This is a genomic window from Pseudomonas sp. IT-232MI5 (assembly GCF_949767845.1).
GTDB lineage: Bacteria > Pseudomonadota > Gammaproteobacteria > Pseudomonadales > Pseudomonadaceae > Aquipseudomonas.
The window spans coordinates 103,504-127,061 of sequence record NZ_CATKQE010000011.1; the positions used below are offsets into that span (position 1 = coordinate 103,504).

22 protein-coding genes are annotated in these 23,558 nt (G+C 60.5%); 5 read left to right on the forward strand and 17 right to left on the reverse strand.

Going from position 1 to position 23,558, the window contains the following annotated elements; genetic code table 11:
• Positions 1-118 precede the first annotated feature (118 nt).
• Positions 119-691 carry a GNAT family N-acetyltransferase gene (locus tag ACM6JQ_RS09400; protein WP_256588335.1) on the forward strand — a complete coding sequence of 191 codons (573 nt, stop codon included), beginning with the start codon at positions 119-121 and terminating at the stop codon, positions 689-691.
• Here the strand turns inward: ACM6JQ_RS09400 and ACM6JQ_RS09405 are convergent.
• A complete protein-coding gene (locus ACM6JQ_RS09405) occupies positions 629-1,528 on the reverse strand; it encodes an EamA family transporter (RefSeq protein ID WP_414893633.1) in 900 nt (299 codons plus the stop codon). The two genes, ACM6JQ_RS09400 and ACM6JQ_RS09405, sit on opposite strands and share 63 nt — an antisense overlap.
• Positions 1,529-1,636: 108 nt before the next feature.
• On the opposite strand from ACM6JQ_RS09405, the gene ACM6JQ_RS09410 reads away from it, so the two are divergent.
• Positions 1,637-2,404: an AraC family transcriptional regulator gene (locus ACM6JQ_RS09410; RefSeq protein ID WP_095111927.1), complete on the forward strand. Its 768-nt coding sequence runs from the start codon at positions 1,637-1,639 to the stop codon at positions 2,402-2,404.
• Here ACM6JQ_RS09410 and ACM6JQ_RS09415 read toward each other — a convergent pair.
• Positions 2,364-3,110, reverse strand: a complete 747-nt coding sequence (locus ACM6JQ_RS09415) for a class I SAM-dependent methyltransferase (protein ID WP_414893634.1) — start codon at positions 3,108-3,110, stop codon at positions 2,364-2,366. The genes ACM6JQ_RS09410 and ACM6JQ_RS09415 overlap by 41 nt on opposite strands.
• Before the next feature lie 215 nt (positions 3,111-3,325).
• Between ACM6JQ_RS09415 and ACM6JQ_RS09420 the strand changes: the two genes are divergently transcribed.
• The 3 genes from ACM6JQ_RS09420 (at position 3,326) to ACM6JQ_RS09430 (ending at position 6,682) form a co-directional block, all read left to right on the forward strand.
• Complete coding sequence (locus ACM6JQ_RS09420) at positions 3,326-3,559, forward strand: hypothetical protein (RefSeq protein WP_414893635.1); 234 nt, start codon at positions 3,326-3,328, stop codon at positions 3,557-3,559.
• 168 nt (positions 3,560-3,727) lie between these two features.
• Positions 3,728-6,112, forward strand: coding sequence for a DUF3772 domain-containing protein (locus tag ACM6JQ_RS09425; RefSeq protein ID WP_414893636.1), 2,385 nt, complete (start codon positions 3,728-3,730; stop codon positions 6,110-6,112).
• 108 nt (positions 6,113-6,220) lie between these two features.
• Positions 6,221-6,682, forward strand: coding sequence for a DUF3574 domain-containing protein (locus ACM6JQ_RS09430; RefSeq protein WP_414893637.1), 462 nt, complete (start codon positions 6,221-6,223; stop codon positions 6,680-6,682).
• Between the two features lie 125 nt (positions 6,683-6,807).
• Here ACM6JQ_RS09430 and ACM6JQ_RS09435 read toward each other — a convergent pair whose 3' ends face one another.
• The 15 genes from ACM6JQ_RS09435 to benC form a co-directional block, all read right to left on the reverse strand.
• Complete coding sequence (locus ACM6JQ_RS09435) at positions 6,808-8,223, reverse strand: APC family permease (protein WP_414893638.1); 1,416 nt, start codon at positions 8,221-8,223, stop codon at positions 6,808-6,810.
• On the reverse strand, positions 8,213-10,600 hold the full coding sequence (locus tag ACM6JQ_RS09440; protein WP_414893639.1) for a TonB-dependent receptor plug domain-containing protein: 2,388 nt from the start codon (positions 10,598-10,600) through the stop codon (positions 8,213-8,215). Before ACM6JQ_RS09440 ends, ACM6JQ_RS09435 begins: the two co-directional genes overlap by 11 nt.
• A 428-nt stretch (positions 10,601-11,028) precedes the next feature.
• Positions 11,029-11,694, reverse strand: a complete 666-nt coding sequence (locus ACM6JQ_RS09445; protein WP_095111921.1) for a sulfite oxidase-like oxidoreductase — start codon at positions 11,692-11,694, stop codon at positions 11,029-11,031.
• A 148-nt stretch (positions 11,695-11,842) separates the two neighbouring features.
• Positions 11,843-12,898 (reverse strand): substrate-binding domain-containing protein, encoded by a 1,056-nt coding sequence (locus ACM6JQ_RS09450; RefSeq protein WP_414893640.1) that lies wholly within the window; start codon positions 12,896-12,898, stop codon positions 11,843-11,845.
• A 23-nt stretch (positions 12,899-12,921) separates the two neighbouring features.
• The gene (locus ACM6JQ_RS09455; RefSeq protein WP_414893641.1) at positions 12,922-13,947 is read right to left on the reverse strand and encodes an ABC transporter permease; all 1,026 of its coding nucleotides are present in this window, start codon (positions 13,945-13,947) and stop codon (positions 12,922-12,924) included.
• Positions 13,940-15,496, reverse strand: coding sequence for a sugar ABC transporter ATP-binding protein (locus ACM6JQ_RS09460; RefSeq protein WP_414893642.1), 1,557 nt, complete (start codon positions 15,494-15,496; stop codon positions 13,940-13,942). The genes ACM6JQ_RS09455 and ACM6JQ_RS09460 overlap by 8 nt, the downstream gene beginning before the upstream one ends.
• Before the next feature lie 8 nt (positions 15,497-15,504).
• On the reverse strand, positions 15,505-16,176 hold the full coding sequence (locus ACM6JQ_RS09465) for a methionine ABC transporter permease (RefSeq protein WP_007950374.1): 672 nt from the start codon (positions 16,174-16,176) through the stop codon (positions 15,505-15,507).
• Entirely contained in the window at positions 16,173-16,973 is an 801-nt protein-coding gene (locus tag ACM6JQ_RS09470; protein WP_414893643.1) for a methionine ABC transporter ATP-binding protein, read from the reverse strand. Before ACM6JQ_RS09470 ends, ACM6JQ_RS09465 begins: the two co-directional genes overlap by 4 nt.
• Positions 16,970-17,779 carry a MetQ/NlpA family ABC transporter substrate-binding protein gene (locus ACM6JQ_RS09475; RefSeq protein WP_414893644.1) on the reverse strand — a complete coding sequence of 270 codons (810 nt, stop codon included), beginning with the start codon at positions 17,777-17,779 and terminating at the stop codon, positions 16,970-16,972. The genes ACM6JQ_RS09470 and ACM6JQ_RS09475 overlap by 4 nt, the downstream gene beginning before the upstream one ends.
• A gap of 27 nt (positions 17,780-17,806) precedes the next feature.
• Positions 17,807-18,853 carry an isopenicillin N synthase family dioxygenase gene (locus ACM6JQ_RS09480; RefSeq protein WP_414893645.1) on the reverse strand — a complete coding sequence of 349 codons (1,047 nt, stop codon included), beginning with the start codon at positions 18,851-18,853 and terminating at the stop codon, positions 17,807-17,809.
• A 359-nt stretch (positions 18,854-19,212) separates the two neighbouring features.
• Positions 19,213-20,130 carry a catechol 1,2-dioxygenase gene (gene catA, locus ACM6JQ_RS09485; RefSeq protein WP_414893646.1) on the reverse strand — a complete coding sequence of 306 codons (918 nt, stop codon included), beginning with the start codon at positions 20,128-20,130 and terminating at the stop codon, positions 19,213-19,215.
• Between the two features lie 182 nt (positions 20,131-20,312).
• On the reverse strand, positions 20,313-20,603 hold the full coding sequence (catC, locus tag ACM6JQ_RS09490) for a muconolactone Delta-isomerase (RefSeq protein ID WP_095111915.1): 291 nt from the start codon (positions 20,601-20,603) through the stop codon (positions 20,313-20,315).
• 15 nt (positions 20,604-20,618) lie between these two features.
• Entirely contained in the window at positions 20,619-21,740 is a 1,122-nt protein-coding gene (locus tag ACM6JQ_RS09495; protein WP_414893647.1) for a muconate cycloisomerase family protein, read from the reverse strand.
• Between the two features lie 22 nt (positions 21,741-21,762).
• The gene (locus tag ACM6JQ_RS09500; RefSeq protein ID WP_414893648.1) at positions 21,763-22,524 is read right to left on the reverse strand and encodes a 1,6-dihydroxycyclohexa-2,4-diene-1-carboxylate dehydrogenase; all 762 of its coding nucleotides are present in this window, start codon (positions 22,522-22,524) and stop codon (positions 21,763-21,765) included.
• 20 nt (positions 22,525-22,544) lie between these two features.
• Positions 22,545-23,558 (reverse strand): benzoate 1,2-dioxygenase electron transfer component BenC, encoded by a 1,014-nt coding sequence (gene benC, locus ACM6JQ_RS09505; protein WP_414893649.1) that lies wholly within the window; start codon positions 23,556-23,558, stop codon positions 22,545-22,547.

Consider the following 23,558-nt stretch of genomic DNA (forward strand, 5'->3'; position numbering starts at 1 on the left):
TTACCCTGCGAAATCCGCAGACCGTTGGCTCCTTGAATACCCATCGAATTGGATCTTTCCATCACCTGTTCCCGCCCTAAACTAGCCGCACTTCCCAATTCGGCCAGGAACGCAAACCATGCCTGCAGGCGACTTCGACTGCCAACCCGCTCTTTATGGAAGCACGCTGAAGCTCAGGGCGTTGATCGCCAGTGATTTTGAAACACTGTTTCTGGCGGCCAGTGACCCGCTCATCTGGACCGGCCACCCCGCCAGCGATCGCTACGAACGGCAAGTGTTTGAAGCGTACTTCGCCGCGCGGTTGGCCACCCGCAAAGCACTCGCCGTCATTGATATCGAAACTGCGCAGATCGTCGGAATGTCCAGCTACTACATCCCGCCTGATCAACCTGAGAGTATCGCCATCGGCTACACCTTTCTGGTGCGGGAGAAATGGGGTGGCGATGCCAATCGTGAGTTGAAGCGATTGATGCTGGAACATGCCTTCAAGGTCTACGACACCGTCTATTTCCACATCGGCCCCGCCAACCTTCGTTCGCAAAAAGCGCTGTTGAAAATCGGCGCCGGGCACTTATATGACGCCGAATTGAACCTTTCCGGGGCACCTGCCCTGTGCAAGTGCTACGGGTTATCCAGGGCACAGTGGCTGGCGAACCCGAAGGCGCAGCAACATTGCGTGCACGTGCCCTGATCCCAAAGGGATTGCCAGTAACACCAGCGAGATCGAAAGCCAGTCAAAGAGGCTGGGATACTGACCGAAGATCGCCATCGAGCTGAAGATTCCGAATACGGGGATCAACAGCGACAACGGTGCCACTCGCGACATCGGGTATTCGCGCAACAGCAGGTTCCATCCCCAGTAACTGAAGTGCGTCGCGGCATAGACCTGAAACGCGAGCGAAAACAGCGTCATCGCATTGAGCTGCGACGCCAGTGCAGTGAACGGTGCGGTGCCATGCAGCAGCCATGTCAGCAGCATGAGCGGGATGGGGGGAAACAAACTCGCCCATACCACAAATGCGAAAATCTCACGCACCTTCGAGACCTTGATCACGACGTTGCCAATGCTCCACGCCAGGGCGCTGCCAATGACCAGTGCCAAACCTGCCGTCGATGCGTCGCCGGGGCGACTCAGTACGATGCCCATCAGGCCGGCAGCGGCCAACAACGTGCCAAGGCATTGCAACCGCCCCAGACGTTCGCCGAAAAAAACCACGCCCCAGCCCAAGGTGAAAAATGCACTGAACTGGATCAGCAACGATGCCGTTCCGGGAGGCACGCCCCAGGCGATACCGAGGTTGATCAACGCCCACATCGCCACGCCGAAGATCAAGCCGTAGGCGGCCAGCCAGCGGAACGCCACGCGTGGACGCTCGACGAAAAACACCCAGGGCAATGCGGCCAGCGTGAAACGCAGCGCGGTCAGCAATAACGGATCGATAGCGGCAAGGCCGAGTTTGGTCACGGGGAAGTTCAATCCCCAAACCGCCGTCACCAGAACGGCGAGTAGCAGATGTTTCTTTTGCATGGTCAATCTTTCCCGGTGCCGAGCGGAAGTACTCGGGCGCGGAGAAATATGCCGGCAATAGGCCTGGCCTGCTTTCAGTCACAGGCCAACTTTCATTAGAATCGGGCCATGCGAGAAATGAGCCGCCATCCTTACCAGAACACCCCACGCGATGCCGTCGTCACCGCCGTTGATTACGCGGACGGGACGCTGTTCCCGCTGCACGATCATCAGCGCGGCCAGTTCGCCTATGCCGCCAGCGGCGTCATCACCGTGTTCACCGACGACGGCAACTGGGTCGTACCGCCGCAGCGCGGCATCTGGGTTCCCGCACGACTGCGCCACGCCATGCAAATGCGTGGGCCTGTCACACTGCACAACACCTATATCCGCCAGCAAGCGGCGCAGCGCCTCGGACTATCGGAACAATGCCAGGTGCTGGACGTGTCGCCGTTGCTGCGTCATCTGCTGATGAAAGCCATCGATGTGCCCGCGCGCTATTCCACCCAAGGCCATGACGGCCATTTGATGGGCTTGCTGCTGCATGAAATCGCCAGCATGCCCGCGCTCTCGCTCAATGCGCCGTTGCCGGCGGAGCCACGGCTGGCGACGGTGTGTCGCGCGTTTCTGGAGCAGCCTTCGCTGGAAATCGGAATCGACGAAATGGCGCAACGTGCGGGCATGAGCCGACGCACCTTTACCCGCCATTTTCGCCTGCACACCGGGGTCAGCTATATCGAATGGCGGCAACAAGCCTGTCTGCTGGCAGCGATTGTCATGCTGGGCAAAGGTCAGTCGGTCACACAAGTCGCGATGGACTTGGGATACAGCAGCTCCAGTGCGTTTGCGACGGTGTTCAAGCAAGTGTTGGGGGAAGTGCCGAGTCGCTACTTTTAGAGGCGTCCGTTTTACACGTCAGCCACGCGCCCCAGAACAAACTGCTGAAGAACCGCGTCGCTTCGCCAAATCCGGCGTCATGCAACAGCGCCTGAACCGCCGCCTCGGAATGCGGCGGATCGGCGCCTTGCAAAATCTTGCCCAGCTTGGCCTTCACCTCCTCCGCGCTCGCACCCTGCTGGCGCCAGCGCTGCCCCCACGCTTCCAGCAATAACGGCTGACTGGCATAGGCGTAATGGTTGCCCGCGACAATCAGCGGCGCACCCGGTTTGAGACGCGCCTGAATCGATTGCAGGATCTGGCGTTTGAGGTCATCACCGTTCAGATGATGGAGCACGCCGATCAACGTCGCCGCGTCGAATTGCGCATCGGCCAGCAAGTCCTCGACATGCCCGAGATGAACCTGCGTCCGATGCAGCAAGTCGTTGGCCTCCAAATGCTGCACGGCGGCTTCAAGCATCGGCGCGGAAGGATCGACCGCGATGAAACGCCACTGCGGTTCCAGCGCCGCCATCGCAATGATTTCCTGTGCCGTACCGCCCGCGCCGACCACCAGTATGTTGGCCGGGCGCGAACCGAGACTGGCGGCCAACATGCAGGCCGCCAGATCGTGACAGGCGTCGTAGCCGGCCAGGGCGATGCGGCTTTGTCGGGCATATTCGCTGGCGCGGGAGGTGTCGAATTTTTCTGCTGATGTTGGGTGCACGACGAGACTCCTTTCTGTTTCAGAAGAAACTACGCCGAGAAATCAGATAAGAAAAATTCATTAATTTTATGCCCAGCATTCCTCTCTGGAATGCGACATCAACGCTGATCATTAACCGCATCAATAACAGCCATTAATTCAATGAAGTTCTCTTATCAGGTTCGCGGCGTAAGATCGGCTCCAGACCTCACCACTACCCCACGGAGCACACACTCATGAAACGCCAAACCGTTCTCAGCATCGCTTTCTCGCTCTTTGCCCTGAATGCTTTTGCCGCTGAACCTGCCACCCAGACTGATCCACTGTTCAGCGACGCAGTGGCCGCCGCTACTCAGACTGACCCGCTGTTCAGCGACGCGGTAGCCGCCACCACCGAAATCGACCCGCTGTTCAGCGACGCAGTAGCCGAAGGCGGTTCAGACCGTTTGCTCGAACGCCGCGCCGTCTGAATGCAGCGTTTCAGCGCAGTCACCGAAGAAAGGCCCGACCTCACCCGTCGGGCTTTTTTCGTCTGGAAGCGCTGCGCACCTGCCCTGCTCTGCCCGAAACTTTTCCTCCCCGATCGGCTTGATCACCTAACCTCATAGACTGTGTGATCAATTCGAGCCGCCGCACCCATGCGCAACACATTGAAGTCGTTGTTTTTTGTCGTATTCATGCTGCTGGTTGGCGGTAGTCCGACGCTATGGGCAGCCGACTTGCCGGCGCCGGTAACCACCGCGGCTGCGCCATTGCCGGTGATTTCGCAAAGCGATCTGCAGGCCTTGCAACAACGCCTCGATGGCCTCAAACAACAGATTTCCGCAGCGAACAACTACAACCAGCTCGAAGGCCCGCAGGATCGGGTGCAGGCGTTTATTCTGGATGTCGATCGGTTGTCGGCGGCGTTGTTGCCGCAGCAGGCGCAACTGGCGGTGCAGTTGGGGGTGCTGGGGGCGGCGCCGGATGCCGATCTGGCAGCTGAGCAAGCAGACATCGTCGCGCAACGAGCGTCGCTGGCCGAGCAGAAGAGCAAGGTCGACGGCACATTGAAGAGCCTGGCGGCGCTGAAACAGAGCGCGGCGGATCTGATTACGCAGATCGCCGGCATCCGTCGCACACTGCTTGAAAGTGAGCTGACGCTGGGCACTGACAGCGTGCTGAGCCCGAGTTTCTGGTCGCCGCTGGTGAGCCCGAGTGACGACGACCGTCAGCGTTTACGCTTTTTCGTCGCGCAGGTGCGCGACACCTGGGCCACCGTGTGGGCACCAGGGGAACGTTTCTACACCAGTGTGTTGATGGCGTTGGCGCTGATCATCTGGACGTTCGGCCGCAGACTGGCCGAACGCGGTCTGACCTGGGTGTGCATTTACCGCATGCCCGAGGGTCGCCTGCGTCGCAGTGCGCTGGCGTTCGCCTCGGCGCTGGCAACCATCGCCACCACCGCGATTGCTTTGCAATTGCTGTTCTATGCCTGCACCCGCCACCAACCTTTGCCGCCGGTGCTGGAAACCTTCTCCGAAGAGTTCGAAAAAGTCGTCTATGCCTGCGTGCTGCTCACCGGATTGAGCCGTGCGTTGCTGTCGACCGAGCATCCCTCGTGGCGCCTGCCAGCGATTGCCGATCAAGTGGCATTGGCGCTCAAACCCTACCCGCGCATTCTGTCCTGCACGTTACTGGTGCTGGTGACGCTGGTGCAGGTTAGCAATGCCACGGGCATGAGCAGCCAGATCGTGATCGCCGGGCGCGGGGTCATTTCGATCGTCGTGCTGGCGATCGTGACGGTCCTGCTGTTGCGCGTCGGCAAAGTGCGCAAGGCACTGGTCGCGGCCAATGATGCCTCGGCGGCCAACAGCACATTTGCCGGGGTGATTTACACCATCGCGAGCATCTCGATGTTCGTCTCGGCGATCGCTCTGCTCACCGGCTATGTGTCGCTGGCGCGGTTCATCAGTTATGAGCTGGTGTGGGCGTACATTGTCTTGTCGGGTTTCTACCTGCTGATTCAACTGGTCAAGGACGTCTGTGAGCATGTTTTTTCGCCACGGCACGCCAGCGGCAAGGCGCTCAAACAGCTGCTCGGCATTGGCGATCGACGGCTTGATCAGATCGAGATTCTGCTGTCGGGTTTCAGTCGGGCAGCGCTGCTTTTGCTGGCGGTCATCGCCCTGTTTGTCGGCGGCATCGGCACCACGCTGGGGCAACTGGCGAGCAACATCATGGCGATCCTCGGCGGCGCCGGGCTGCGCAAGCTGAACATCGTTCCCGGCCACCTGCTCAATGCCGTGCTGGCGCTGATGATCGGTATCTGGCTGATACGCGCCCTGCGCCGCTGGCTCGACAATGAGTTTCTGCCCAAGACCGACATGGATCCGGGCATGTGCGCGTCGCTGAGCACGCTGTTTTCCAACATCGGTTACGCGTTCGTGATTCTGCTGACGCTGTCGTCACTGGGCGTGCAGTGGACCAATCTGGCGTGGATCGTCAGTGCGCTGTCGGTGGGTATCGGCTTTGGTCTGCAGGAGATCGTCAAGAACTTCGTCTCGGGCCTGATTCTGTTGACTGAACGACCGGTGAAAGTCGGCGACTTGATCAGCATCAGTGGTGTGGAAGGCGACATCCGCCGCATCAACGTGCGCGCCACGGAAATCCAGCTCAGCGACCGCTCGATCGTCATCGTGCCGAACTCGCAATTGATCTCGCAGAACCTGCGCAACGTGACCCTGGGCGGCAGCGCGCAAGGCGTGGCGTCACTGGAATTGGTGTTCCCGCTGGACATCGATCCCGAAGAGGTCAAGGACCTGTTGGTCAACACCTATCGGGAGAACGAAACCATCCTCGATAAACCGGCGCCGTTTGTGCGCTTCAGCAAATTGTCGCCGGACGGGATTACTTTGACGGTCACAGGATATGTGGGCAGCCCGAGGATTGTCGGGGTGACCAAAAGTGATTTGCTGTTCGAGATTCTCAAGCGTTTGGGGGCGGCGGAAATTGCCTTGGCGAAACCGCCGGCGACGACGTAAGCGGGTTATTCCCGAAGCGCCTATCAGCCTGCTTTTTAGGTCTTTATTGGCCGGTAAACCGCAACCTTATACTCGAGCGGTTCACCTAACGATCAATAAGGATGTTCCATGCCTCAACGTCTTTTACTGGCGGCCTTGTTCCTGGCCGTCGCCGGTTGTGCCAGCCCTCCTCCTGCGTCCGTTCACACCCATGATCCCGCCAGCTCGACCCTGCAAGGCGATGCCTCGCGGCCGGCACAGGCGCAGTGGATTCGCACCGAGTTGTACTTTTCGGTGGGTTCAATTGATGGCAAGGAAGGTGCGGTGAGCACGGCGCGCTGGCGTGAGTTTCTTGATCAGGAAGTCACGTCGCGGTTTCCTGATGGTTTCAGTGTGTTCGATGCTTATGGGCAGTGGCGGGATAAGGGCGCGAAAGAACCTGAGCGCTTGAGCACCAAGGTGATTGTGATTTTGCATGAGAACAGCCCGAAGAATGGGGCCAGCATCGAAGCGATTCGTCTGGCTTACAAGCGTATTACGGGGGACTTGTCGGTGCTGCGGTTGTCGCAGCCGGCGGAGGTGTCCTTCTAGAAGCCCCTCACCCTAGCCCTCCCGAAACGTCGGACCGCCCAAAGGGAGAGGGAACCGATCCGGGGATATTGAAGAAGTACGCCGACCTGAACGTGCTTCACTGAATCCATAATCGACTCAGTCTGTCAGGTCGATGTATCACGCAAGACACCTCGGTCGGCCCCCTCTCCCTCCGGGAGAGGGCTGGGCGGGCGGCGTTTCCGATGAGGGTTCGCTTTTAAACGGCTCAACCCGGCCAATAGCACGGCACCAACCAGCAACACTCCAATCCCAAAAAACGCCCCAACCCCCACCACCGTCACGCTGGAATACAGCATATACAGGCACAACCCGAAAAACAGCAACGGCAACAGCGGATACAACGGCACCTTCACCGGCCGCGGCACCTCGGGAAAACGCCCCCGCAGAATAATCAGCGCCACGCTGCTCAAACTCAAAAACAACCAATACACCGGAGTCAGGTACTCAACCATGGTGTTGAAACCGCTCTGGGTAAAACTGCCAAACAGCACCAGCAGCAACGCCACCGCACCTTCCGCCAGCAACGCTTTGCGCGGCACACCATGCCGATCGTCCCAAGCACCGAAACTGCGCAGTTGCGGCACGTCGCGCGCGGCAGCGTAGGTGGTACGCGCCCCGACCAGCAAGGTCGAGTTGATGGTCGCTATCGCGGCGATGCCGACCATCAGCAAAATCAGCATGACACCCGGCGCACCGAATGCGCGGTTCAATAACTCTACGGCCGGAGCATTGCTGGCAGCCAACCCTGCGAATCCCAGGCCCTCGACAAACGCCCAGTTCAACCCGAGATAGATCGCCATCAACACGCTCAGCGCACCGAGCATGGCAATGAAAATCCCCCGCCGGCCATCACGCACTTCTGCCGACAACGTCGCCGCGTCGCTCCAGCCGCCGAACGCCAGAAAGACAAAAATCATCGCCGCCGAGAAGCCGGCCATGCCAGTGTCTTGCGCAATGGGCGGGACACTCGGCGCAGGTGGTTCGATGCCTTGCCAGGCCAAAAAAACACCGGCACTGGCGATGCTCAAAAAGCCCAGCGCCAACAGCCCCACCAACAAGGTCTGGGTAATAAAACCAACGTGCTTGCCAGTGAGATTAAGCAGCACCAACGCGGCAATCACCGCCCCGGCAAACAGCCCCGAACCGTACTGTCCCAACGGCACCACCGCATCGACGTAATCGGCAAACATGAACGCCGACAACGCTATCCACCCGGTGTGCATCACCGAAAACCGCGACCAGGCGAACAAGAATCCCATACGCTCGCCATACGCCGTGCGCAGAAAATGATAGTCACCACCCGGGTGCGGAAACGCTGTGGCCATCTCGGCAAAACACAGCGCGCCGATCATTGATGCGACGCCACCCAGCACCCACACCAGATAGAAATATTGCGGTCCGACATTGAGCGCCACGGTCGGCGCGGTTTTCAGGATGTCGGTGGTGATCACCATGCCCAGCGTGATCAGCAACGCCTGAAAAACCGGCAGATGCCGCCCCGGCCCCGCGTCAGAAACCATAGGTAGCGCGGGCGTAGTAGTAGGCGCCGTTGGTGCCGATTGGCGAGAGCACGTCGTACGGCAGGTTGCCGCCGTAGTTGATCGCCGAACCGGAACGTTCCGGGTAGTTGTCGGTGAGGTTATTGCCGCCTACGGCAATGTTGAATTTCGGCGTAAATTTGTAAGCCACTTCGGCGTCCAGTTGCCACACCGCGCCATAGGTTTGCTCGGGCTGCGAGTCGCCGAAATCGAACACCCGGGTGGTCTCGCCCTGGCGCGTCAAGCGACCGAGCAAGCCCCAGTGTTCACTGGCCCAGTTGGCGGAAAAGATGAAGCGATCCTTCGGCGCAGCATCAGTCAGGGTGTTGGTTTCTTCAACGCCAACGAGGGCGTCGTTGCCGATGCCCAACGCCGTCAATTGCGACGGCGTGCCTTTGGTGCTGGTGACTTTGGTGTGGTTGTAGGTGTACGCGGTGGTCAGGCCCAATTGCCCTTCGTAGAACGGCTGATGGTAGTTGAGCACCAGTTCGGCGCCGTGGGTGCTGGTGTCGGCGGCGTTGGTGAAGAAGTTGACGTCGTGCACGCCAGCAACGCCGAAGTTGTCGTTGATGTAGTTTTCCAGGGCATCGCTGCCAATGCGTTGCGACAGGGTGATGCGGTCTTTGACGTCGATGCGGAACACGTCCAGGGATGCATCGAAGCGTTCATTCAACTGAAAGGTCAGGCCGAGGCTGAAGTTCTTCGAGGTTTCCGGATCGAGCTTCTCGGCGCCGAGTGCGCGGGCGATCGGGTCGTTGACCGAGAGCACGCGGATGTCGGTCAGCGTGCCGCCATCGCCGAAGTTGCTGGTGGTGTTCTGGAAGCCGCTTTGGGCCAGCGACGGCGCGCGGAAGTTGTTCGACACCGCACCGCGCAGGGCCCATTGCTCGGTGAGTTTGTAGCGACCACTGAGCTTGCCGGTCAGTTTGCTGCCGGCATCGTCGTAATGCTCCCAGCGGGTGGCGGCGTCGACGAAGAAGCGCTCGGTGAGATCGCCGGACAACTCGACGTAAGTACCGAACACGTTGCGATCCAGATCCGACTCTTCGCTCGGGCGCAGGCCATTGGCGCCGTCCGCTCCGGAGCCGATATACGAGGCCTCGTCACCGGCGTAGGTCAGGTAATTTTCGTAGCGGTATTCACCGCCCACCGCCAATACAAAGGAGCGCTCGCCGAGGCGCAGTTCGCGGCTGAAGTCGAGGTTGGTGGTGGTCTGGCGCAGCTCGTAATCGCCGGTGTCGAACTTCGTCGGCGAGTCTTCGCCGAGACTGACGTTAAGCGTGCGCCGGGTCGAGCCATCGAAGCGGTTGCGGCCGTGGGTAACGCTGCTGTCGAAGTCCCACTCGTCACCGAGCAGGCCTTTGAACCCGGCGGTGGCGGAGACGTCTTTGTTGTCACCGAGCGATTGCGGCAAGTAGCCGTTGGGGTAGAACTGCGGCTGTTCATACGGATAACGATAGAACTCAGCGCCGGTGGTATGGCGCTGGTTATAGGTGCCGAAGCTGTAGGCTTTGCCGCCGGCCAGCGGCAGTTCACTGTTGAACCAGAGGTTGACGTCACGCGCAACGCCGTCGCCCATCACATAGTTGCGCTGACCGGGGCTGTCGGCAAAACCGTCGAAACCGGAGCGGTTGGTCGGATTGCGATCTTTGTATTCGGTGCCGCCGCGGATAAACCCGCCCTCTTCGCCCAGGCGCGTGCCGATCTTCGCCGTGGTCACGCTGTTCTGGCCGTCGGTGGTGGTCTTGTCGATGGCGTCCTGATGGGTGTGATAGGCGCCATAACTGGTAGACACCTCGCCGCCTTCCGGCGCGTCATCCAGGATGATATTGATTACCCCGGCAATCGCGTCGGAGCCGTACTGCGCACCGGCGCCGTCGCGCAGCACTTCGATGCGTTTGATCGCGCTGAGCGGGATCGAGTTGAAATCCACGGGTGCGGTACCGCGCCCGATCTTCGACGAGTCGTTGACCACCGCTGACGTATGGCGACGCTTGCCGTTGACCAGTACCAGCACCTGATCCGGGCTCATGCCACGCAGTTGCGCCGCGCGCACGTGGTCGGCGCCACCGGAGTTGGATTGGCGCGGCAGGCTGAAGGATGGCAATAACGTCTGCAACGCCGCGCCCAGTTCACCATCAGCGGCGCCGGCGGATTTCAGGTCTTCGGCGGTGAGCACGTCGACCGGCACCGGAGAGTCGAGCACGGTGCGCGAAGTACCCCGGGTGCCGGTGACCAACACGGTGCCGAGTCGCGATTCGCTGTCGGCGCTGGCGGAAGTTTCTTCTGCGTCGGCCGGAAGTTGCCAGATGGCGGACACGACAGCAGCCGCCAATAATGAACGGGAACGGTGATGCATATAACAGCTCCTTGAATCGCAGTTAATACCCGGCCGTTACCGACAATAAAGTTCGGCAAGCAATGCGCGGCAATGTCTGCTGTAGTTTTGGATTTCTGGAAGGCAGTGAAGGCTTGTTTACGGTGAGTTGCAGTTTCCCCAGCGTGAGACGTTTCCCCTTGAAAGCCGATGCTAGACGAGCTGCCGCAACTCGTAAAAGAACCAATAACGCTTAGGTTAGATCGCTCTAAAGGATTGTTCTTAGTTCAGCAGAAGTGTTGCTGAGCCAACACTTCAACCAACTAAAAACAATTTTTAGACTGAAATACGGTTCCCTGTAGGAGTGAGCCTGCTCGCGATAGCGGTATATCAATAAGAAAGTTGTCAACTGACACACCGCTATCGCGAGCAGGCTCACTCCTACAGTTTTGATCTGCATCAGACGCTACTTAGTCGAAGGCTTTCTCCAGCCAGGCATCCTCTGCAATATCCAGTTCATCACCACTGAATCGCTGTTCGGCAAACGGATCGGCGTGCAGGTGAAAGCCGTTCTGCTCCCAGAACCCCGGCTGTTCCTGTTCAACAAATTCCAGCCCGCGCAGCCACTTTGCGCTCTTCCAGAAATACCGCCCCGCCACCACCAACCGTAGCGGCCAGCCATGTTGCGCGGTCAGCGGCTGGCCAGCGTAATGGGTGGCCAGCAGACTGTCGGAGTGCAACAGATCATCCAGTCGCAAGTTGGTCTGGTAATCGTGATCGGCATGGGCCATGACGAACGCCGATGTCGGCTGGAGATCGAACGCCTGCAACAAATCCTGCAGATGCACCCCACTCCACTCAGTGTCGAACTTCGACCAGCGTGTCACGCAATGGATGTCGCAGCGAAGTTGTCGTTGCGGCAGTGCCTGCAGGTCGGCGTAACGTAATTCGATCGGTTGTGCGAGCGTGCCGAACACCCGCAGCGACCAGTTGGCAAGGTCATATTCCGGTACTTCGCCTTCGTGGAGAATTGGGAATCGCTCCGTCAGCACTTGGCCTGGGGGTAGTCGATTGCCGTACGCCGGATCCGTCGTCGGTGAACGGCTTTTGCGTATGCGTGCAGCTTTGTTGTGCATAGTCGCTCCAATTTCAAGGGTGCCCCCAATCTCCTGTAGGCCTTCGCCTGCTCGCGATAGCGGTGGATCAGCCGGCAACAATGTTGGATTCAAATCCGCTATCGCGAGCAGGCTCACTCCTACACGGGATCGTTGTCAGTAGGAAGATCTAGTTAGCCACTGGAATCCACGGCGCCCGCGCGACATTGGCGGTATCACCGAAGGCCGGGAGTTTCTGCGCCAGATCTCGAACGTTTTTCACATCCAGATCCAGCAACTGCTGACGGGTAATCAGCGTCGGCGGCACCAGCACCTGATGCCCCGGATTTTCCCCGGCAATCAACATCGCCAGACTGCGCACACTTATTGCCCCGGCCACTTGCGGATTGACCGCTGCCGTCGCCGCCCAGGCGCTGTCCGGCTCTTTCATGATTTGAATATCGGCAGTGGAAATATCGGCGCTGTAGATCTTCACCTTGCTCGTCAGCCCAGCCTCGTCGACAGCGATTTTCGCGCCTTTGGCAAACTCATCGAACGGCGCAAAAATCACGCTGATGCCCGGGTTGGCGCGAAGCACGGCGCTGGCCTGATCCGCCACCGAGTTGGCAATCGGCGGATTCAACGTGCCAAAGCGGGCCTTCTCGACGATCCCCGGATTGGCCTTCTTCACCTGACTCCAGATTTCGTCGCGGCGCTCCATTGGCGTAAAACCGCTGATGTACACGTAGCCAGCATTGAACTTCGTGCCGTTGTCCTTCAGGGCTTGATCGAGGGCCAGACGTGCCAGCGCATGGTGATCCTGCTCGACCTGAGTAACTTGCGGCGTGTTCAGATCGACATCGAAAGCGACGACTTTAATGCCTTTGGCAATGGCCCGATCAATCGGCGCTTTGAGCGTTTCGGCCAAGCCGAGCTGGACGATAATGCCGTCCACACCCAAATCGATCGCCTGATCGATCATTTCGCCCTGACTCGCCGCCTGCTGCCGGGCATCGAATACGCGCAGGTTGGCACCCAACGCTTCGGTCTGCTTTTCGACGCCACGCAAATACGCCTCGGGGAAATCCCCGGAGAACAAATACCCCACCAGCGCGATCTGCACCTGACCTTTGTCGAACGGTGCCGGCGCACCGGGCAAGGCTTTGGCCTGAGCGCTCAGCGCCATTGCCGAAAGCAACGCGCCGGCGAGGCAATGACGGGCAAATTGTTTGATTGAACCGTGCATACAACTTCCTTGAATGAAGCGGCTCAACGCGCTCGATGCGCGAGGCCGAAGGTGAACATCAGGGCCAGCACCAACACCAGTCCCTTGACGAAATCCTGCGCGTAGTAAGGCGCGTTAAGCATGGTCAGACCATTGAGCAGCGCCGCCACCAGCAGCGCCCCGACCAGGGTGCCAAAGGCATTGGGCTTCTTCGCGCCAAGTACGGCAAAACCGATCAGCGCCGCGCCGAGGGCATCCAGCACCAGGCCATTGCCCGAGCTGACGTCACCGCGACCCAAACGCGCCGCCAGCAACAAGCCGCCGAGCGATGCCAGCAATGCCGAAAGCACGTAAGCCAACAACTTGAAGCGCTGCACTGGCGCACCGGCCAGTCGCGCCGCTTGCTCGTTGCCGCCAATGGCATAGAACAAACGACCAATGCGCGTGCGTTCGAGAAATAACCACACCGCGATCGCCACCACGCTCGTGATCAACACCGGAATCGGCACCACCTCCCACAACCGCCCGCGCCCCAGCGCAAGAAACGCGGCACTGAACGTACCTTCGGTTTCCTCGCCACTGGGCAAGGTCATGCCGACTGCAATCGAGCGTCCACCGGTGGGAATCAATTGCACGCCGATCACCAGAAACATGCTGCCCAGCGTCGCGAGAATGTCCGGCACGCGCAGTTTGACGATCAGCCAGCCGTTGAGCAGGCCGACCAGCGCCCCACCCGCCAGACTGATCAACACCGCCGGCACCGCACCCCAGCCGAGCACGACCATCACGTAACTGGCGATCATCAGGCTCATCGCCGCCACCGCGCCAATCGAAAGATCGAGGCCGCCGACGGCCATGGTCAGCGTCACGCCCAGCGCCAGCAGCGCGACAATCGACACCGATTGCAGGATGCTGAACAGGTTGCCGACGCGCAGGAATGCCGGCTCGGCAACGCTGAAAAACACCACAATCAGCGCCAGCAGCCACAGCAGGCCGTAGCGGATCAACCCGTGCAGCAGACGTTCGGCGCGGGCCGGCTCGGTCGATATCAGTGAACTTGAATCAGGCACTCGCTCTGCTCCTTGGCGTGGCTTGAGGGGAATGTTCGGTGACGTCGCTGCCGGCCAGTGCAGCGACCAGATCAGCGCGATTGAGGCCGGCGCGCGGGTACTCGGCGACCACGGCGTGATCGCGCACTAGCAGAATGCGGTCGGCAATTTCCAGGGCTTCATCGACGTCGGCGCAAATCACCAGCGTCGCGCGGCCCTTGGCGCTATCGCGCAGCAGTTGGCCGATGTCGCGGCGGGCGCGCACGTCGACGCCTTGAAAGGGTTCATCGAGGATCAACACTCGCCCTTCGCCGAGGAGCCAGCGGCCGAGCACGACTTTCTGTTGATTACCGCCCGACAGTGCGCTCATCGGCACATCGATACCGGCGGTCTTGATCCCCAGCGCCGCTACTTGTGCCTCGACCGCTGCCGCTTCGGCGCGGTTGCGGATGAAACCGCCGCGGGTGAAGCGCTCGAGAAACGGCAAGGTCAGGGTGCGACGCAAAGAGAAATCAGGTACCAGCGACTGACTGCCGCGATCTTCGGCGGCGAAGAAAACCCCGCTTTGAATGGCCTGGCGCGGTGAGTCTGCACGCCAGTCAGCGCCATCCAGTTGCACCCTGCCCGAGGCCGCTTTACGCAGGCCGAACAACACCTCGGCGATTTCACTTTTACCGGCGCCCAACAGGCCGGTGAGCACCACGACTTCGTTCTCGCGCAGGGTCAGATCGAACGCGGCGGATCGCGGCAGGATTTGCAAGGCGTTGAGCTGCAACACCTCGCGCCCGGCCACGCGCGGCTGGTAAAAATGCTCGGCCAGCGCCTGTCCGAGCATGGCGTTGACCGCTTCGGGCAGTTGCCGAGCGGTGAACTCGCCCGCGAACTTGCCATCCCGCAGAACGATGGCGCGATCCGCCACCCGTTGCAGGTCGGAGAGTCGATGGGAGATGTACAGAATCGCCACGCCGCGACTGCGCAAAGTATCGATCAATCCAAACAAGCGTTGCGCTTCGGCATCGGAGAGCGCCGCCGTCGGTTCATCGAGAATCAGCAGACGCGGCTGCAACGCCAACGCGCGAGCGAGCACCACCAGTTGCCGTTCGGCCTGACCGAGATGCTCGATCGGCTGCTCCAGCGGCAAGGTCAAACCCAGTCCGGCGGCGATGCTCGCAGCGCGCTCCAGCAGGCGTTGGCGATTGAGCCAGAAGTCCGCGTCCGGCTTGCACAGTTCATCGAGCAGGAGGTTTTCCGCGACGCTCAAACCCGGTGCGATGCCCTCGTTGATTTGCTGATGCACCGCGACAATGCCAAAGCGCCGCGCCGACAGCGGCGAACTGAAATGCCGTGGCGCGCCCTCCAGCCAGATCTCGCCAGCGTCGGCGGTCTGGCTGCCGGCCAGGATCTTCACCAGAGTTGACTTGCCCGCGCCATTCGCACCGAGCAGCGCCACCACTTCGCCGGGATAGATGTCCAGGCTGACCGCGTCCAGCGCCCGGCTCGCACCAAATATTTTGCTCAACTCACGTACACGAATCAGCGGTTCGCGGACTACAGCGACCGGCACACTCATACAATTCCTTAGCGGCGATGCGCCAGCGAACGAACCAACCGATCGCCCAGGCTTTGCACGCCTTGGACGAGGATCACCAACACCACCACCGTGGCAACCATCACTTCATTGTTGAACCGCTGATAGCCGTAACGGATCGCCAGATCACCGAGTCCACCGCCGCCGATCACCCCGGCCATCGAGGAAAAACCGATCAGCATCACCAGCGTCAAGGTGATCCCGGCCAGCAAAGCCGGCAGCGCTTCGGGCAACAACACCTTGAAGATCACATGACCGATGTCGCCGCCCATGGCGAGGATCGCTTCGATGCGGCCCTTGTCGACTTCGTCGAGGGCGTTTTCGACAATGCGCGCGAAAAATGGAAACGCGCCGATGGTGATCGGCACCACAGCGGCGGTGCTGCCCAGCGTTGTGCCGACCACCAGCCGCGTCAGCGGGATCAGGGCGATCAGCATCACCACGAATGGCAGTGAACGGCCGAGGTTGACCACGCCGCCCAGCACGGCATTCAAGCGTGGCATCGGCAGCAGTCCGTCGCGGCGACTGATGAACAGCAACACGCCCAGCGGCAAGCCGATCAGCAGCGTGAACAACCCCGCAAGCAAGACCATGTACAGGGTTTCACCGGTGGCGTTGAACACCAGCTGCAGGATTTCATCCCAGTTGACCGTGCGGTTCATGAGTGCGCCGCTCGTACGCCGTATTGCTTGAGAAAACTCAGGCCCGGTGCATCGTGGCCCAGCGGCAAGCCGCAAGTCGGTCGCAACGAAGCACCCAGTTGCGATTGCGCATCGGCCAGCAGCCGTGGCACCGGCCCGGCCTCGACTAAACGTCCGTTGGCCATGAACGCGGCGTGGTCGCAGATCGACTTGACCACCTCCAGTTCGTGGGTGATCAGCACGATGGTCACGCCCAGTTGCCGATTGATGTCGCGCAGCAGTTCAAGGATCGACGCGGTGGTTTCCGGGTCGAGCGCACTGGTGGCCTCGTCCGATAGCAGGTACGCCGGCTCTGCGGCGAGGGCGCGGGCAATGCCGACGCGCTGTTTCTGGCCGCCGGACAATTGCGAGGGAAAGGCCTGCGCCTTGTCACTCAAACCGACCAGCTCGAGCAGCTCGCGAACCCGCACATGGCGCCACGGCTTGCCGACCTTGGCGATCTCCAGCGGCACCGCGATGTTGTCGAAAACGGTGCGCGAATGCAGCAAATTGAAGCCCTGGAAAATCATGCCGATGCGCTGGCGCTGCTGGCGCAGTTCGCTGACCGGCAGCGTCGTCAGGTCGACGCCATCCAGCAGAATGCGTCCGCTGTCCGGTCGTTCGAGCAGATTGAGGCAGCGCAGCAGCGTCGACTTGCCCGCCCCGCTGCGTCCGAGAATCCCGTAGACCGCGCCGTCGGGAATGCTCAGCGAGACCTGATCGAGTGCCGGTTGCGCGGCCGAAGGATAAGTCTTGCTCAACTGCTCGACGGTGATCATGGCTTGCCGCCCGCCACGGGAATCACCGAGCCGGCGAAGTTGTCGCTGATGTATTTGGCGACCTCGGGCGACGTCAGGTCCTTGGCCAGTTGCGCGATACGCGGATCGTGTTCGAGCTTGGGCGTGGTTACCAGAATGTTGGCGTAAGGATTGTGCTCGGCTTTCTCCAGGCCCAAGGCATCCTTGGCCGGCACCAGCCCGGCGTCGAGCGCGTAGTTGCCGTTGATTACGGCCAGATCGACGTCGTCCAGCGAGCGCGGAATCTGTGGCGATTCGATCTCGAGAATCTTCAGTTGTTTCGGGTTTTCGGCGATGTCCTTGGGCGTTGCCTGATCCGCCGCCGGGTCGTTGAAGCCGGCTTTGAGTTTGATCAGGCCGTTGTCCTGCAACAGGTACAGCGCGCGGCTCAGGTTGGTGACGTTGTTGGGCACGGCGACCGTGCCTTTTACCGGCACGTCGGCGAAGCTTTTGTGCCGGTGAGAGTAAATGCCCAAGGGTTCGATGTGCACCGTGGCGGCCACCGCGAGCTTTTCGCCGAGGGCCTTTTCCTGGGATTTCAGGTACGGCAGATGCTGAAAGTAATTGGCGTCGACATCGCCGTGTACCAACAGCTCGTTGGAGTTCACACCGTTGGGGATCTCGATGACTTTGAGATTGAGTTGCGGATCGATTTTCTGGATGTACGCCAGAATCTGCGCGTGAGGCACCGGGTCGGCAGCCACGCGCAGCGGCTCCAGCGCCTGCGCACCGAACGACGTCACCAGCGCGCCGAGCACGGCCAGGGTCAAACCTGCTTTCTTGATCATGTGCGGAGTCCTTGAGCGAGTGATGAGTCAGGCGGTTTTACGAACGGGCGGTGGCGGCAGTAGCGCATCGGCGTAGAAGCGCTGCGCGACGTCGGGATGCGAGCGCAAACGACCTTTGAGGTAGTTCCAGCCGACATCGCGAAACAGTGGGTTGAGCGGATCACTTGCTGGCCCGCGTGCCTCGCGCAACAGTGCGGTGGGCAGCGGATACAGCGGCACCACGGCATCCAGTTGCGCACCGAGGAAGAACGCAACAGACAGACGCTCAGTGCCCTCGGGCGGCGACACGACCCGATGCACCGTGGCCCGCAGATAACCGTTGCTGGCCAGCTCGAGCAGTTCGCCGATGTTCACCACCAGGGTGTTCTCACGCGGCAACGCATCGATCCAGCGCCCCTCTTCGATCTCGACCTGCAGACCGGCCTGCTGGTCTTGCAGGAGGAAGCTGAGGAAACCGGAATCCTTGTGTGCGCCGACGCCCTGGTGACTCGACTCGCTGGATTGGCCGGGATAGCGCATCAGTTTGATGTGTTCGTTGGGTTTGTCGCCGTAGAGCTGATCAAACGCATCGGCGCGCAGCGACAACGCCTGAGCGAACGCACGCAGCAGGCGCAACGACATCCGCGTCATCGCCTCTTGCCATTCGAGTAACAGAGGTTTTAGCTCCGGCAGTGACGCCGGCCATTGGTTGGGGCCTTGCAGCCGCGCCCAGAACGGGCTGTCCGCGTCTAATGGCAACACCTCGCGCTCGGCGCCCAGATCGAACTGTTCACGCAGATCGGGCTGGCCACGGGTGATCTCCGAGGCGGCCCGGTTGTAACCGCGAAAGTGCGGTGAATTGATCATGCCGACGGCGTTTTTCTCGCTGTCGGGCAAAGCGAAAAACTGGCGGGCGTGGGCCTGTACCTGCTTGAGCAAAGCGCTGTCGATGCCGTGACCGGTCAGGTAGAAGAACCCGACGTCGCGAGCGGCGTGGCGCAGGTCTTCAAGAAATTCGTAACGCTGTTGCGCCGTGCCTTCGAACAGCGACAGGTCCAGCGTCGGTAATGCGGTGATATCGAGGGTATGCGGCATGATTCACTCCCGTGTGAATCAAACCTGAAAAACCTGTGATCGATTCAGCGTGTGCCGTCATGGCAATCGGGGTCTATCGGTTTGATGCGTTTTGATTCGTCGTTGCGACAAAACTAAACGATCTTAAAAATGCAGAGCCAATATCTTTTTCGCATTACCTTAGGCCTGATTTCCCCTCACTCCAGCCCTCCCCCGTGGGAGAGGGAGCCGACCGGGTTGTCTTGCGTTATACATCGACCTGAAAAACCGGGTTGGATTCGGTAAAAAACGTTCAGGTCGGCGTAGCGCTCAAGATCACATCGGTCAGTCCCCTCTCCCTCCGGGAGAGGGTTAGGGTGAGGGGCACAGACGACTCGGTATCAAGCCTCCTGCAACGCACGCGGCCGCTGACTGCGTTGTTCAGCACTGGCATCCGGCGCCGGTTGCAGCTGGAAGTCGAACTTCAGCTCGGCATAACACCCCGACACCGCGTCCTCGCGGAACACCACCTCCCCGACCAAGCCTTCACGGGTCGCATAGGCGAAGTCATCCCACAGGTATTGATCACCCGACAGATTGATTTGCGTCGTCAGGTGCCGATGCCCCGGTGCGCTGATAAAGAAATGCACATGGGCCGGACGCTGGCCATGGCGGCCGAGCTGGTTCAGGCACTCCTGGGTCGGCCCTTGTGGGTCGCAGCCATAACCGGAGGGCATGATACTGCGAGCGCGGTAACGGCCTTCGGCGTCGGTAATGATGCGGCGGCGCAAGTTGTATTCGGACTGGCTCGGGTCGAAAAACGAGTAGGTGCCCTTGGTGTTGGCGTGCCACAGGTCAACGGTGGCACCGGCCAAGGGCTGGCCGTGCAGATCGAACACCCGGCCTTCGAGGTGCATAACGGTGGCGACGCCCTCTTCGCTGCCGTCATCCATGCGGCACTCGCCTTCACACAACGGCGCGCCGGCCACGTACAGCGGGCCTTCGATGGTGCGCGGTGTGCCGCCGGTCAAGCCAATCTGTGCGTCCTTGGCGTCCTGCAACAGGTCGAGGAAATGCTCGATGCCAAGGCCTGCGACCAGTAATCCCGCCTCCGAACGAGCCCCCAATCGGTTGAGATAGTCGACCGCTTTCCAGAACTCACCATCAGTGATTTCCAGGTCTTCGATGATCTTGGCGCTGTCCTGCAAGATGCGCAGGACGATGGTTTTCAGCCGGGTTTTACCGTCGTCGTTGGCAAAACCGGAGGCTTCCTTGAAGAATTTCTGCAGCTCGGCGGTGTGTGCAATTTTCACGGTCATAGTGGTTACCTCATCTTGTTGTTTTGTGGTTTACGCGAATCTTCAGGACAGACCACCTTCTCCTGTGGGAGCTGGCTTGCCAGCGATTGCGGTGTGTCATCCAGCATTGATGGCGGCTGGTGTATTGCTATCGCTGGCAAGCCAGCTCCCACAGTGTTCAGGGATGGATTCGAAACCCTGGATCAGCGATCGTCCGTATGGATCGACGACGGATGCCGGCAGAGGCCATCGACCTCAATGTCCATGTAGGGAAACAGCGGCAAGCGCATCAGCGTGTCGTGCAGGGCCTCGACGCTCGGCACATCAAACACGCTGTAATTGGCGTAATGCCCGGCGATGCGCCACAGGTGTCGCCATACGCCGTCGCGTTGCAGCCGTTGCGCCAGTTCCTTTTCGTCCGCCTTGAGCCGGGTGGCCAATGACGGGTCCATATCGGCGGGCAATTTCACGGTCATTTTTACGTGGAACAACATGCTGATTCTCCTGATTCAGTGGCGACGAAAACGCGCCAGACGCTCTTCATCCAGCGTCAAGCCAAGGCCCGGGGTTCGCGGGATATGCAAGTGGAAATCGCGGTACTGCGGCGCTTCGCTGACGATGTCTTCGGTCAGCAGCAACGGGCCGAACAGTTCGGTGTCCCAGGTCAGCTGCTTGAGCGTGAGGAAGGCGTGCGCCGAGGCCAGCGTGCCGATGGAGCCTTCGAGCATGGTGCCGCCGTACAGCGCGATGCCGGCGGCCTCGGCGATCTGCGCGGTTCTGAGCACGGCTCGCGGGCCACCGTTCTTGGCGATTTTCAGGGCGAACACACTGGCGGCACCGTCAGCGGCGAGGCTGAAGGCATCCTCAACGCTTTCGATCGATTCGTCGGCCATGATCGGTGCCGGGCTGCGCTGATTCAGGCGAATCTGCCCGGAACGGTTGACCCGCGAGATCGGTTGTTCAATCAGGTCGATGCCGTTGTCACCCAGTACCTGACAGCCGCGAATCGCCTGGGATTCATCCCAGTACTGGTTAACGTCGACCCGCACACTGGCGCGTTCGCCCAAGGCTTTTTTGATCGCCACCACGTGTTTGAGATCCTGCTCCAGCGGGTTGGCACCGATCTTCAATTTGAAGATGCGATGGCGACGCGCTTCGAGCATCTGCTCGGCTTCGGCGATGTCGCGGGCAGTGTCGCCGCTGGCCAGGGTCCAGGCCACTTCGAGGCTGTCACGCACGCGGCCGCCGAGCAGTTCACTGACCGGCAGACCGAGGCGCTTGCCTTGCGCATCGAGCAGTGCACTTTCGATGCCGGACTTGGCGAAGGTGTTGCCCTTGGCGATCTTGTCGAGACGCTGCATCGCCGCGTTGATGTTATTGGCTTCCATACCGACCAAGGCCGGAGCCAAATGCGCGTCTATATTGGCTTTGATGCTTTCCGGGCTTTCATAACCGTAGGCGAGGCCGCCGATGGTGGTGGCTTCACCGATGCCTTCGATAACGTCGCTGCAGCGCAGACGCAGAATCACCAGGGTCTGCTTCTGCATCGTGTGCATCGCCAGTTTGTGCGGGCGGATGGTCGGCAGGTCGACGATGATCGTCGTCAGGCTTTCAATCAGAATTTGCTGCATGTCTGTGTCCCTTGAATAGTGCTCAACCGAGATCGCCGCCACCGACCGGCAAGGTCACGCCGGTGATGTACGAGGCGTCGTCAGAGGCGAGAAAGAGGATCGCGCCGACCTGTTCGTCGAGGCTGCCGTAGCGTTTCATCAGGCTGCTGTCGAGGGTTTGCGCGACGATTTCCTGGTACCAGGCCTGCTCCTGCGCCGACGGTTCGGCTGCATTGCGCGGGATCCGCCGGGACGGTGCTTCGGTGCCGCCCGGGGCGGTGGCGTTGACGCGAATCCCGCGCTCGGCGTTTTCGAATGCCAGGCAAGCCGTGAGTGCGTTGATACCGCCCTTGGCAGCGCCGTACGGCACGCGGTTGACGCTGCGGGTGGCTATTGAGGAAACGTTGACGATGGCGCCGCGACCTTGCTTGAGCATGTACGGCAGCGCGGCGTGGCAACACCACAGCGTCGGGAACAGCGAGCGGCGCACTTCGGCTTCAATCTGCTCGACTTCGTAGTGCTCGAACGGTTTGGCCCAGATCGTGCCGCCGACGTTGTTGATCAGGATGTCGAGGCGGCCGAAGGTGTTGATGGCTTCGGCCATGACCCGCGCGCAATCGGCGTATTGCTCAAGGTCGGCAGTCAGCGCGAGAACGCCCTCGCCTTGCAGTTCGTGCACCAGTTCGGAACGGTCGACGGCGATCACTTGCGCGCCTTCGTCCAGCAGGCGCTCGCAGACACGGCGGCCGATACCCTGAGCCGCGCCGGTGACCAGCGCGACCTTGTTGGAGAATCTGTTGTTCATGACAACCTCGAAAATAGGGGTCAGGCAGCCGCTGCGGCGAATTTTTCGTAGTAGAAATTCGCGGGGGTGATGCCCTGTTCACGAATGTATTGGCTGACCGCTTCAACCATCGGCGGCGGGCCGCACAGGTACACATCGACGTCACCTTCATTGAGATGGCGCGGCTCGATGTGCTGGGTGACGTAGCCCTTGAGCGGATGCGCACTCTGCGGATTGGCCACGCAGGCGCCGAAACTGAAGTTCGGGATGCGGGCGGCGAAGGCTTCGAGACGATCGAGTTCCACCAGATCGAAGTCATTGGTCACGCCATAGATCAAATGCACGGGATGATCGCTGCCCTGCTCGGCGAGCTTTTCCAGCATCGCGGTGAACGGTGCCAGGCCGGTGCCGCCCGCCAACAACAGCAGCGGCCGTTTGATCTCGCGCAGATAAAAGCTGCCCAACGGCCCGGCCAGGCTCATGCTGTCGCCGGCCTTGGCCAACCCGGTGAGAAAGCTGCTCATCAAACCGCCAGGCACGTTACGGATCAGGAAGCTGACTTCGCCGTCCTTCTGCAACGAGCTGAAGGAATAGGCGCGGGTCTGCTCGCTGCCGGGCACTTGCAGATTGACGTACTGGCCCGGCAGAAACGCCAGTTTGCTCAGCGCTTCGCCCTTGATCGACAGCGCGATGGTGCTCTCGGACAACTGCCGGACAGCGCTGATCGACGCCTGGAAGTTCGCCTGTTCGGTCTTGCACACCTGCGAGCCGGCCGGCACGCGAACGACGCAATCGCTGGCGGCGCGCATCTGGCAGGTCAGCACATAACCTTGCGCAAGCTCGTCGTCGCTCAAGGCGTCTTCAATGAAGTTGTCGCCCATGTCGTACCGCCCGGCCTCGGCGAAACATTTGCAGGTGCCGCAGGCGCCGTCACGGCAATCCAGCGGGATGTTGATGCCTTGGCGATACGCCGCATCGGCGACAGTTTCATGGCCACCCGCCTCGATGAAACGAGTGACGCCGTCTTCAAAATTTAGCGCAATCTGGAAATTCAT